Source organism: Actinomadura sp. NPDC023710, from assembly GCF_040639875.1.
Lineage (GTDB): Bacteria > Actinomycetota > Actinomycetes > Streptosporangiales > Streptosporangiaceae > Spirillospora > Spirillospora citrea.
In genome coordinates, this window is the sequence record NZ_JBFAGB010000009.1 from 254,075 (window position 1) to 265,196 (window position 11,122).

Here is an 11,122-nt window from a genome sequence, read left to right on the forward strand (position 1 = left end):
ACCTGCCTCCGCCCGAAGGCGACCGGTCCGGGTTGACGGGTTCAGATGCGGTCGGCGGCGATGAGCAGGTACTGGAAGCTGCCGTCGCGGTACGCCTCCAGGAAGGCGCTCTCTATGCCCGTCGCGACCGACGACTTCTCGCGCAGCTCCCAGTACGGGATGGTGTCGGCGGTCAGGTCGACCACGGTGACGGGCACGAGCCGGTTGGCCGCCATCGCCCGGAAGTAGGCGCTGCGCGGGTGGATGTCGCACACGTAGTGGGCGTTGATGGTCGACACCGCCCGGGACGGCAGCCCGTACACGTCGTTGTAGCAGCCGGTGATGGTGACGTACCGGCCGCCGCGGGCCAGCAGCCGGGAGTGCGCCGCGAACAGGTCGTCCAGGACGGTGTACATCGTCGACTCGTTGTTCCAGATCGCCTGGAACGCGCCCGCTTCGAACCCCGTGTCGAGCATGTTCTTGAAGTGGAACCGGACCTTGTCGGACACGCCGCGCTCGGCGGCCTGCCCGTTGGCGAAGTCCACCTGGGCCTGGGAGATCGACACCCCGTCGACCCGGCAGCCGAAGGCGGCGTTGGCCATGATGCTGGAGCCGCCGCGGCCCGAGCCGGCGTCCATCAGCCGGTGGTCGGGCCGGACGTCGCCGAGGTGTTCGAGCAGGAACCGGGCCTGGGCGTTCTCCAGCCGGTGCAGCTCGGTGATGATCGCCTCTTCGCGGGCGTCCTCCGGGGTCTCCAGGACCGACCAGTCCACCTCGCCGATGCCGTAGTGGTGGTGGTAGATCCCCGAAACGTCGCCGAGACGCAGGTTGACCGGGTTGCGCTCGGTGTTCCAGTAGGTGGCGACGTCGTGCTGGTAGACGCTGGCGATGGCCGTCATGAACGCTTTCCTCCACGGGGACGGTGGTTTCGGATCACGGTTTGAAAGCTAATGGTGACCGTCCGTGTCCGAAAGGCCACCCTTCAGCACAGAAGGAAGACACCTCCGTTAGGGGAATGTGCCACCGCGGCCACTGCTGTCCGCCGGCGCCGCGCGACCGGCCGAGCCCGTGCTATCGGAGGAGGGCGCGCGGCTCGCGGTCCGGGCGGTCCGGGCGGCGCGGCTTGGTGACCGCCAGGTAGAGCAGGACCATCCCGACGATCTGGGCGAGGTGGTAGACGGAGGTCGGGTCCAGCGCGACGCGGCGGGTGACGCTCGGGTCGATCGCCTTGGTCGCGGCCGCCGCGGCGCTGGCGACCAGCGCGACGATCACCGGGCCGGCCATCGGGTGGCGGTGCCATGCCGCCCAGCCCCAGAGCGCGAGGATGCACACCATCGTCAGGCTCTCGCAGGCGAGCAGGGCGCCGACCCCGGCGTGCCCGGTCACCGCGAGGACGGTGTAGGCGACGATCCCGATCGAGCGCAGCAGCCAGAACGTCCTGCCGTGGCGCGGGCCGAGCACCTCGGCGACGGTGGCCGCCAGCAGGTAGGACACCGCGACGACGACCATGCCGCTGATCAGGGCCCAGCTCGGCCCCGACCACCGCTCCGAGTGCTTGATCAGCCCGTGGTGGACGGATCCGGCGAGCGCCGCGATCCCGACCCACCAGAAGGCCGTGCGCCAGTGCCGATGCGGCCCCGGGGCCCGTCCCAGGCGCAGCGCGAGCACCACCACGACCAGCCCGAGCGCGAGGTCGCTCAGCGAGGGCGCGGGTTCGGCCAGCATGATTCGCACGCTACCCGCAGGATGCCCGTGAACCCCCCGGCCCCCGACGCACCGGGGCGCATGAGGACGCATGGGGGGCGGGGCCGGGGGTAACCCCCGACTTGTGCACGCCGACCTGGTCGAGGACGGCCCCTACCGGTTCCGGATCGAGCCGACCGGCGCCATGCGCGTGCCCGGCGTGCTGTTCGCGTCGCGGGAGCTGCTGGCGCCCGCCGAGAACGCGATCGAGCAGGTCGCCCACGTTGCCGCGCTCCCGGGAGTGGTGGAGGCCTCGTACGCCATGCCCGACGTCCACCTGGGATACGGCTTCCCGATCGGCGGCGTGGCGGCGACCGATCCGCGCGAGGGCGGCGTGGTCTCGCCCGGCGGCGTCGGATTCGACATCTCGTGCGGCGTCCGGCTGCTGGCGGCGGACACCGACGCCTCCGGCCTCGCCCCCGCCCTGCGGGACCTGATGGACGGCCTCGACCCCGTCATCCCGCGCGGCATGGGCAAGGGCGCGGTGTGGCATCTGCCGGGACGGCGGGACCTGACCGGCATCCTCACGGGGGGAGCGCGGTACGCGGTCGAGCAGGGCCACGGGAACGAGCGCGACCTGCGCCGCTGCGAGGACGCGGGAGCGGTCGCCGACGCCGACCCCGGCCAGGTGAGCGAGCGCGCGGTGGAGCGCGGCGCCCGGCAGGTCGGCAGCCTCGGCTCGGGCAACCACTTCCTGGAGGTGCAGCGGGTCGCCGAGGTCTACGACGCGGACGCGGCCGGGGCGTTCGGGCTGCGGCCGGGCCAGGTCTGCGTCATGATCCACTGCGGGTCGCGCGGGCTCGGCCACCAGATCTGCACCGACCACGTCCGGGCGATGGAGGCGGCGATGCCGCGGTACGGCATCGAGGTCCCCGACCGGCAGCTCGCCTGCGCCCCGGTCGACTCCGCCGAGGGCCGCGCCTACCTGGGCGCGATGGCGGCGGCGGCCAACTACGGCCGCGCCAACCGCCAGCTGCTCACCGAGGCGGCGCGCCGGGTGTTCCGCCGGGTCGCGGGCGCCCGGCTCGACCTCGTCTACGACGTCTCGCACAACCTGGCCAAGCTCGAAGAGCACGTGGTGGACGGCGAGCCGCGGCGGCTGTGCGTGCACCGCAAGGGGGCCACCCGCGCCCTGCCGCCCGGCCATCCCGATCTGCCGCCCGACCTGCGCGAGGCCGGGCAGCCCGTGCTGATCCCCGGGACGATGGGGACCTCGTCCTACGTCCTGACGGGCGTGCCGGGCGCGCCGGCGTTCTCGTCCACGTGCCACGGCGCCGGACGGGTGCAGAGCCGCCACCAGGCCGCACGCGGCGTCGGCGGCAGGCAGCTGCGGGCGGCGCTGGAGGAGCGGGGCATCGCCGTGCGGCCGTCGTCGTGGCGCGGCCTGGCCGAGGAGGCGCCGGACGCCTACAAGGACGTGTCCGCCGTGGTCGAGGCCGCCGAGGGCGCGGGACTCTGCCGGAAGGTCGCCCGCCTCGTCCCGCTGGGCGTCGTGAAGGGCTGACCGGCCGGTCGCCCACGCCCTTCGCCCGGCGCGCCGCCGGTCACACGTCGATCGTCACGGCGCAGGACCAGCCGCGGGCGTCGCGGCCGAACCGCAGTTCGTGCAGCGACACCGCCTTGGGCACGGCTCCCGTCCCCACCGCCTCCGCGGCGTCCCCGGTCGCGAGCCGGACGGTGAGCCCGCCGTCCGGCGCCCCCGTGATCTCGGCGTCCAGGACCAGGACGCCGTCGACGTCCAGGCGGTAGACGACCTCGTCCAGGACGGCGACGAGCAGGTCCGCGTCCGGGCCCGGCGGCACGTCCACCCGGATGCCGCCGGACGGGCGGACGCCGGAGACGTCGGCGAACGACTCCACGAGCCCGGCCACCGCCTCGGCGACGCAGCGTTCCCGCGTCGGGGCCCACGCCTCGATCCTCAGGTCGGCGGCGTGGGGGACGTCCCGGTGCCCGCTTGCGCGCGACATGTCGGACGGCTACCCGGCTCCGATCATGGGAAACCGGCCGGGCCCCACGCGGCCGGGCGCGCACCGGACGCCTCCAAAGATCAGCTGCGGCTCTGACCTGCGGCATGACGTCGCAAAATCGCGCGTGGCGCGGCGCCCGTCGCTCGGCGGGCGGGAACCGTCCCCTCTGGAGGTGGAGCGTGGACAGGAGCGCGAGGGCGAAGGCATGCGCGGCGGCGCTGGCGGGGGCGATGGTGCTCGCCGGGTGCAGCGGGAAGTCCGAGAACGCGGGGAACGCCGGGAACGCCGGGCCGGCGTCGGTGCAGACGTCGCCCCCGGTGTCCGGGGCCGGGTCGGACCTGCAGCAGCAGTACGTGAAGGTCGTGGACGCCGTCCTGCCGTCGGTGGTGAAGATCCAGACCGACCAGGGCGAGGGGTCGGGCGTCGTGTTCGACGCCCAGGGCGACATCGTCACCAACGCGCACGTGGTCGCGGGGGCGAAGAAGATCCAGGTCACCTCGTCCGGCGGCGGCTCCCCGCTGAACGCCTCGATGGTCGGCGCGTTCACCGCCGACGACCTGGCCGTCATCAAGGTCGGCGGCGGGTCGCTGAAACCGGCCTCGTGGGGCGAGTCGAGCAAGGCGCAGGTCGGGCAGATCGTTCTGGCGATGGGCAACCCGCTCGGCCTCGCCGGAAGCGTGACGAACGGGATCGTCTCCGCGCTGCACCGCACGGTGTCGACCAAGGGCGAGGGGGACTTCCAGGGCTCGACGATCGCCGACGCCATCCAGACGAGCGCGGACATCAACCCGGGCAACAGCGGCGGCGCCCTGGTCACGCTGGACGGGCAGGTGATCGGCATCCCCACCGCGGCGGCCTCCGACCCGCAGATCGGCGCCGCGGCGCCCGGCATCGGGTTCGCGACGCCGAGCGACACGGTCAAACGGATCGTCCCGCAGCTCATCGAGTCGGGGAAGGTGTCGAACTCCGGCCGGGCCGCGCTCGGCGTGGTGGTGCGCACGATCGTCGACCCGCAGACCGGCCGGCGGTCGGCGGTCGCCGTCGTGGAGGTGCAGAAGGGCGGCGGGGCCGCCAAGGCCGGGATCCAGAAGGGCGACCTGATCCTCTCGGTGAACGGCACCGCGACGCCCGACCAGACGGTACTGACGACCGTCCTCACGGACCTCAGGCCCGGCGAAACGGTGAAGGTCGAGATCCAGAAGCCGGACGGCTCGAAGAAGCAGGTCCAGGTGACGCTCGGCGAGCTGCCCGGAGGCGGTTGACCGCCCGGACCACTGTCCGGCCCCACCGCCCGGCCCGGGCCGCAGGCCCCCACGGTTGACGGGAGCCTGTACGTGAGTACAGTGTACAAGCGTACAGGCAACTGAACATTCGTACAGGGGGTGGGAATGGCGACGCAGGAGCGGGCCGAGGACCTGACCGGGCGCGCCCGGATCAGGGACGCGGCCCTGCTGGAGTTCGCCGAGCACGGGGTGAAGGGCGCCACGATCCGGGGCATCGCGAAAACCGCGGGCGTGTCGCCCGCCCTCGTCCAGCACCACTACGGGACGAAGGAGGCGCTGCGCGCGGCCTGCGACGAGCACGTGATCGAGGTGATCCGCGAGACCAAGCAGGAGGCCCTGCGCGGCAGGATGGCGAGCCCGAACTTCCTCGCGATCGCCATGCGGACGGCCCTGCCGATCCAGCGCTACCTGGCCCGCGCCCTGACCGACGGGTCGGCCGCCGCGGCCGTGCTCTTCGACGAGGCGGTCGCGTTCAGCGAGGAGATGCTCGAACGGGGCGCGCCCGGCATGTCCCGGCCGGACACCGAGGACCCGCACGGCTACGCGACGGTCATGACCGGCATGAGCTTCGGCCTGATCGTCCTGCACGAGCACATGACGCGGTCGCTCGGCGCCGACGTCCTGATGGGCGACGGCTACCCCCGCATGGCGCTGGCGATGCTGGACGTCCTCGACGACCGGCTCCTGACGCCCGAACTGGTGGCGCAGACGCGCGCCGCCCTCAAGACCCTGCCCGCCCCCGGCGGGCGACCCCCCGACGAGGAGGACCGGTGACCCCGAACACGCCCCCCATAGCCCTCTCCGGCCTGGTCAAGAACTTCGGCCGGACCCGCGCGCTGGACGGCCTGGACCTGACCGTCCAGCCCGGCGAGGTGCACGGCTTCCTCGGCCCGAACGGCGCCGGGAAGTCGACCGCCATCCGCGTCCTGCTCGGCCTGCTGCGCGCCGACGGGGGCACCGCCCGGCTGCTCGGCGGCGACCCGTGGCGGGACGCGACCGAGCTGCACCGCCGGCTCGCCTACGTCCCCGGCGACGTCACGCTGTGGCCGAACCTGTCCGGCGGCGAGGTGATCGACCTGCTCGGCCGGATGCGCGGCGGCGTGAACGCGCGCCGCAAGGCCGAACTGCTCGACCGGTTCGAGCTCGACCCGCGCAAGAAGGGCCGCGCCTACTCCAAGGGCAACCGGCAGAAGGTCGGGCTCATCGCCGCGCTGGCGTCCGACGCCGAGCTGCTGCTGCTCGACGAGCCCACCTCCGGCCTGGACCCCCTCATGGAGGAGGTGTTCCAGGAGTGCGTCCGGGAGGAGCGGCGCGACGGCCGGACCGTGCTGCTGTCCAGCCACATCCTGTCCGAGGTCGAGGCGCTCTGCGACCGGGTGACGATCATCCGCAAGGGCGTCGCGGTGGAGTCGGGGACGCTGGACGAGCTGCGGCACCTGACCCGCACGTCCATCGACGCGGAGCTGGCGTCGGCGCCGGACGGGCTGCCGCTGCCCGGCGCGCACGACGTCCGCATCGACGGCAACAAGATCCGCTTCGAGGTGGACACCCCCGAACTGGACGCGGCGCTGCGGCAGCTCACCGAGGTCGGCGTGCGGAGCCTGAGCAGCCGCCCGCCGACGCTGGAGGAGCTGTTCCTGCGCCACTACAAGGACGAGCTCGCATCGGAGGCGGCCCGATGAGCACGGCGATCCACGAGGCGCGGTCGGCCGCGCCGTCCCGCGCGACGCCGCTGCGGTCGCTCACCGGGACCGGCGGGCTGATCAGGCTGATCCTGCGCCGCGACCGGTTCCTGCTGCCGTCCTGGGTGATCGTGCTGGCGCTGATCCCGATCAACTTCGTGGCGGCCACCGACAGCCTCTACCCGACCGCCGCCGAGCGGCTCGCGTACGGGCGGACGACGGGGACCAACCCGACGTTCCTCGCCCTGTACGGGCCGCTGTACGACACGAGCCTCGGCGCGATCATCGCCCAGCGCTCCGGGTTCATCCCGGTGGTCATCGCGCTGATCAGCGTGCTCACCGTCGTCCGGCACACCCGGACCGAGGAGGAGGCGGGCCGCCGCGAGCTGCTCGGCGCCACCGTCACCGGGCGCGGGGCGGGCCTGGCCGCCGCGCTCGTCGTGACGATGGCGGCCGACCTCGTCCTCGCCGTCCTGCTGACCGCGGGCATGACCGCGCAGGGCCTGCCGTTCGCGGGCTCGCTGGCGTTCGGCCTGCAACTGGCCGCCGCCGGATGCGTCTTCGCCGCCGTCGCGGGCATCACCGCCCAGCTCAGCGAGGGTGCGGGCGCCGCCAGGGGCACGGCGATCGCCGCGCTCGGCGCCGCGTTCGTGGTCCGGATGGCCGCCGACGTCGGCGGCGCCGGCAACGAGCTGTCGTGGCTGGGCTGGCTGTCCCCGCTCGGCTGGGAGAACCGCCTGCGCGCCTACGGCGGCGAACGCTGGTGGACGCTCGCGCTGGTCGCCGTGCTCACGGCCGCCCTGGTCGCCGCCGCGGGCCTGCTGTCGGCGCGCCGGGACGTGGGCGCGGGCGTGCTGCCGCCCAAACTCGGCCCCGCGGACGCCCCGCGCATGCTCTCGGGGTCCCTCGGCCTCGGCTGGCGGCTGCAGAGCCGGGCCCTCTACGGCTGGCTCGCCGGGTTCGCCGCGCTCGGCGTCGTGTACGGCGCGGTGGCGGGCGGCGTCGGCGACATGGTCAAGGACAACCCCGACCTGGAGAAGATCTTCACCCGGCTCGGCGGGCAGGGCGGGATCACCGACGCCTACTTCGCCTCGATCATGAGCATGCTCGGCCTGATCGCCGCCGCCTACACGGTCTCGGCCACGCTGCGGCTGCGCACCGAGGAGACCGCGCAGCGCGCCGAGCCGCTGCTCGCCACCCCCGTCGGGCGGCTGCGGTGGGCGTCCGGCCACCTGGCCTTCGCGCTGCTCGGCCCGGTCGCCGGCCTCGGCGTCGCGGGCCTGGCCGCCGGGCTCGCGCACGGCCTGGACACCGGCGACCCCGGCCGCGAGGTGCCGCGCGTCCTCGGCGCCGCGCTCGCGCAGCTGCCCGCCGTGTGGCTGGTCGGGGCGATCGCGCTCGCGCTGTTCGGCCTCGCGCCGAGGCTCACCGGCGGCGCCTGGGCCGCGGTCGGCGTCTTCGCGGTCGTGACGCTCTTCGGAGCCGGCCTCGACCTGAACCAGTGGGCCCTGGACGTCTCACCGTTCACCCACGTTCCGAAGCTGCCGGGGCACGACTTCACGGCCACGCCGCTGCTCTGGCTGCTCGCGATCGCGGCCGTCCTGTCCGCCCTCGGCATGCTCGGTTTCCGCCGCCGGGACCTCTCCACGGCGTGAACCCTCCTCCGGCCCCACCCGGACGGACCCGTTAGATTGGGCCGGGTGAACTCCCGGAAACCCCTCGCCGTGTGCGTGTTCTGCTCGTCCAGCGGCAAGATCGACCGCCGGTACGTCGACCTCGCCGCCGAGGCCGGCGCCGAGCTGGCCCGGCGCGGTCACAGCCTCGTCAGCGGCGGCGCCCAGGTCTCGTGCATGGGCGCCGTCGCCCGCGCCGCGCGGGACGGCGGCGCCCGCACGGTCGGCGTGATCCCCGAGGGGCTGGTCAGCGTCGAGATCTCCGACGAGGACAACGACGAGCTGATCGTCACCGCCGACATGCGGGCCCGCAAGGGCGAGATGGACCGGCTCAGCGACGCGTTCCTCGTCCTGCCCGGCGGCATCGGCACGCTGGAGGAGCTGTTCGAGGTGTGGACGGCCCGCGTCCTCGCCATGCACGACAAGCCCGTCGTCATCCTCGACCCGACCGGCGTCTACGAGCCGCTGCGCGAGCTGATGAAGGGCCTCACCGAGCAGGGCTTCGCCCGCCCCAAGATCTGGGACGCCGTCGGCTGGACGAGCACCGTCCCCGAGGCGTTCGACCTCCTGGAGCGGACACAGCCCCGCATCGAGTTCTCCCCCGAGGACTACGCCGAAGCCGAACTCTGACCGACGGGCGAACCACTCCGCTCCGGACGCCGGTCAGTCATGTCTGCGGCCCGGAATGCTCTCGTACATGTCGGTCAGCTTCTGGCGGAAGCCGCGGGCCGCGATACCGAGCCTCTGCGGGTCCTTGAGGCCCGCCTTGACGGCCTTCCTCGCCTGGTCCTTCATGATGTGCGGCGGGATCGGGGCGATCTCGCTGTCGACCACGAACTCCAGCACGACGGGACGGTCGCTCGCCAGGGCCTCCCGCCAGGCCTCGGTGACCTTCGCGGGATCGTCGCAGTAGATGCCCTTGAGACCGCAGAGTTCGGCGAACTCGGAGTAGGGGAAGTCCGGGATGCTCTGCGAGCCCTCGTACTTCGGGTCGCCGCCCATCGCGCGCTGCTCCCAGGTGACCTGGTTGAGGTCCTGGTTGTTGAACACCGCGAAGACCAGCGGCGAGCCGGCCATCCGCTCGGCGTACCGCTTCACGGTGAGCATCTCGTTCATGCCGTTCATCTGGAACGCGCCGTCGCCGACGAAGCAGATCACCGGGCGGTCGGGGTAGGCGAACCGGGCCGCGATGGCGTACGGGACGCCGGGGCCCATCGTGGCGAGGGTGCCCGACAGCGACGCCCGCATGCCGTCGCGGAGCTTGAGGTGCCGGGCCCACCAGTTGGTGGCCGAGCCGGAGTCGGCGGTGAGGATCACATCGTCCGGCAGCAGCGGGGACAGCTCGTGCGCGACGGCCTGCGGGTTGATCTTGCCCTCGAAGCTCTGGCCGGCCCGCTTGTCCATGACCGCGTCCCAGGTGCGGACGTTCTCCTCGATCTCCTCGCGCCAGGAGCGGTCCTCCTTGCGGCGCAGCAGCGGGATCAGCTCTCGGAGCGTCTCGGCGGCGTCCCCGACGACGTGCGCGTCCATCGGGTAGCGAATGCCGATCATGCGCCCGTCGATGTCGATCTCCACGCCCCTGCAGCTGCCCTCGTCCGGCAGCCACTCGGCGTACGGGAAGCTCGTGCCGATCATGAACAGCACGTCGCAGTTCATCATCATCTCGTCGCTGGCCTTGGAGCCGAGCAGGCCGACGGGGCCGGTGACGAACGGCAGGTCGTCCGGGACGACCTCGCGGCCGAGCAGCGCCTTGGCGATGCCGGCGCCGAGCAGCTCGGCCGTCTCGATCACCTCGGCCTCGGCGCCGGCGGCGCCTTGGCCGATCAGCATCGCGACCTTGGTGCCCTCGTTGAGGACGTCGGCGGCCTTGCGCAGCTCCTCGGGGTCGGGCAGGACGCGGGGCCTGCTCCACCCCACGCTGGAGTAGACCGAGCCGTGCTCCTTGGGCGGCGACGGCACCGCGTCGGCCTCCTGGACGTCCTCCGGAATGATGATCGTCGAGACGCCGCGGGTGGTCAGGGCGGTCTTGAACGCCCGGTCGACGACATGCCGCATCTGGCCGGGGTGCATGACGATCTGGCAGAACTCCGAGACGTCGGAGAACAGGTTCTCCAGGTTGACCTCCTGCTGGTAGTGCGCGCCCTGCGCCAGGCGCTTCTGCTGCCCGACGATCGCCACGACCGGCTGGTGGTCCAGCTTCGCGTCGTACAGGCCGTTCAGCAGGTGGATCGCGCCCGGCCCGGACGTCGCCGCGCACACGCCGACCTCGCCGGTGAACTTCGCGTGGCCGCAGGCCATGAACGCGGCCATCTCCTCGTGCCGCGTCTGGACGAACTCCGGCTCGCCCTCGGCGCGGTCGAACGCGCCGAGCATCCCGTTGATGCCGTCGCCCGGGTAGCCGTAGACGCGCTTCACGCCCCACTCGGTCAGCCGCCGGAGGACGTAGTCGGCCACTTGCTGCACCATCGCTCTCTCCTTCGTCATCGCTCGTGCGGCGCGCCCGATGCCGCCGGAGACTCCGTCACCACGACGGGTTCCTTCGTCCACGACGGCGACGTCGGATCCGGCCCAGGGACCCACTGCCCGAGTCGGGGGCCCTGTAACAAAGGGCCCGCCCGGGTGCCTTGCGGGGCTCGGATACGGTCGTGATGTGCGCATTCGTGATCTTGCCGTGATCGAAGGAGAACGATGAACGCTGATGTCCCCGCCTCGCGGGAGCTCGCCGGGATCGCCGAACTCGCCGCCCGCGCCACCGGGGACCGGCTGCGGACGGCGTTCCGGTCGCGTCCCGAGGT

Annotated in this window: 10 protein-coding genes; 6 read left to right on the forward strand and 4 right to left on the reverse strand. The window is 72.9% G+C overall.

Annotated features, from left to right (window positions below):
• Positions 1-41 precede the first annotated feature (41 nt).
• Both AB0H37_RS13520 and AB0H37_RS13525 read right to left on the reverse strand, forming a co-directional pair.
• Positions 42-878, reverse strand: a complete 837-nt coding sequence (locus tag AB0H37_RS13520; RefSeq protein WP_329094532.1) for a geranyl diphosphate 2-C-methyltransferase — start codon at positions 876-878, stop codon at positions 42-44.
• A 172-nt stretch (positions 879-1,050) separates the two neighbouring features.
• Complete coding sequence (locus AB0H37_RS13525; protein WP_360612699.1) at positions 1,051-1,704, reverse strand: hypothetical protein; 654 nt, start codon at positions 1,702-1,704, stop codon at positions 1,051-1,053.
• A gap of 103 nt (positions 1,705-1,807) precedes the next feature.
• On the opposite strand from AB0H37_RS13525, the gene AB0H37_RS13530 reads away from it, so the two are divergent.
• Positions 1,808-3,226, forward strand: a complete 1,419-nt coding sequence (locus AB0H37_RS13530; protein ID WP_360612701.1) for an RtcB family protein — start codon at positions 1,808-1,810, stop codon at positions 3,224-3,226.
• Positions 3,227-3,266: 40 nt separating this feature from the next.
• Here AB0H37_RS13530 and AB0H37_RS13535 read toward each other — a convergent pair whose 3' ends face one another.
• Positions 3,267-3,689, reverse strand: coding sequence for an archease (locus AB0H37_RS13535; RefSeq protein ID WP_360612703.1), 423 nt, complete (start codon positions 3,687-3,689; stop codon positions 3,267-3,269).
• 179 nt (positions 3,690-3,868) lie between these two features.
• Here AB0H37_RS13535 and AB0H37_RS13540 point away from each other — a divergent pair, with 179 nt between their 5' ends.
• The 5 genes from AB0H37_RS13540 (at position 3,869) to AB0H37_RS13560 (ending at position 8,957) form a co-directional block, all read left to right on the forward strand.
• The gene (locus AB0H37_RS13540) at positions 3,869-4,951 is read left to right on the forward strand and encodes a trypsin-like peptidase domain-containing protein (protein ID WP_329094528.1); all 1,083 of its coding nucleotides are present in this window, start codon (positions 3,869-3,871) and stop codon (positions 4,949-4,951) included.
• 126 nt (positions 4,952-5,077) lie between these two features.
• Positions 5,078-5,746 carry a TetR/AcrR family transcriptional regulator gene (locus AB0H37_RS13545; protein ID WP_360612705.1) on the forward strand — a complete coding sequence of 223 codons (669 nt, stop codon included), beginning with the start codon at positions 5,078-5,080 and terminating at the stop codon, positions 5,744-5,746.
• Positions 5,743-6,654 carry an ABC transporter ATP-binding protein gene (locus AB0H37_RS13550; protein WP_179832956.1) on the forward strand — a complete coding sequence of 304 codons (912 nt, stop codon included), beginning with the start codon at positions 5,743-5,745 and terminating at the stop codon, positions 6,652-6,654. Before AB0H37_RS13545 ends, AB0H37_RS13550 begins: the two co-directional genes overlap by 4 nt.
• On the forward strand, positions 6,651-8,309 hold the full coding sequence (locus tag AB0H37_RS13555) for an ABC transporter permease (RefSeq protein ID WP_329094526.1): 1,659 nt from the start codon (positions 6,651-6,653) through the stop codon (positions 8,307-8,309). The genes AB0H37_RS13550 and AB0H37_RS13555 overlap by 4 nt, the downstream gene beginning before the upstream one ends.
• 45 nt (positions 8,310-8,354) lie before the next feature.
• A complete protein-coding gene (locus AB0H37_RS13560; protein WP_229810425.1) occupies positions 8,355-8,957 on the forward strand; it encodes a TIGR00730 family Rossman fold protein in 603 nt (200 codons plus the stop codon).
• A gap of 33 nt (positions 8,958-8,990) precedes the next feature.
• Here the strand turns inward: AB0H37_RS13560 and AB0H37_RS13565 are convergent, their stop codons facing one another.
• Complete coding sequence (locus tag AB0H37_RS13565; RefSeq protein ID WP_360612708.1) at positions 8,991-10,793, reverse strand: thiamine pyrophosphate-requiring protein; 1,803 nt, start codon at positions 10,791-10,793, stop codon at positions 8,991-8,993.
• Positions 10,794-11,122 lie beyond the last annotated feature (329 nt).

Coding starts and splice junctions, on each gene's coding strand:
- AB0H37_RS13525 (WP_360612699.1), bottom strand. CDS start 1,704: ATGCTGGCCGAACCCGCGCCCTCGCTGAGCGACCTCGCGCTCGGGCTG.
- AB0H37_RS13555 (WP_329094526.1), top strand. CDS start 6,651: ATGAGCACGGCGATCCACGAGGCGCGGTCGGCCGCGCCGTCCCGCGCG.
- AB0H37_RS13545 (WP_360612705.1), top strand. CDS start 5,078: ATGGCGACGCAGGAGCGGGCCGAGGACCTGACCGGGCGCGCCCGGATC.
- AB0H37_RS13565 (WP_360612708.1), bottom strand. CDS start 10,793: ATGGTGCAGCAAGTGGCCGACTACGTCCTCCGGCGGCTGACCGAGTGG.
- AB0H37_RS13535 (WP_360612703.1), bottom strand. CDS start 3,689: ATGTCGCGCGCAAGCGGGCACCGGGACGTCCCCCACGCCGCCGACCTG.
- AB0H37_RS13520 (WP_329094532.1), bottom strand. CDS start 878: ATGACGGCCATCGCCAGCGTCTACCAGCACGACGTCGCCACCTACTGG.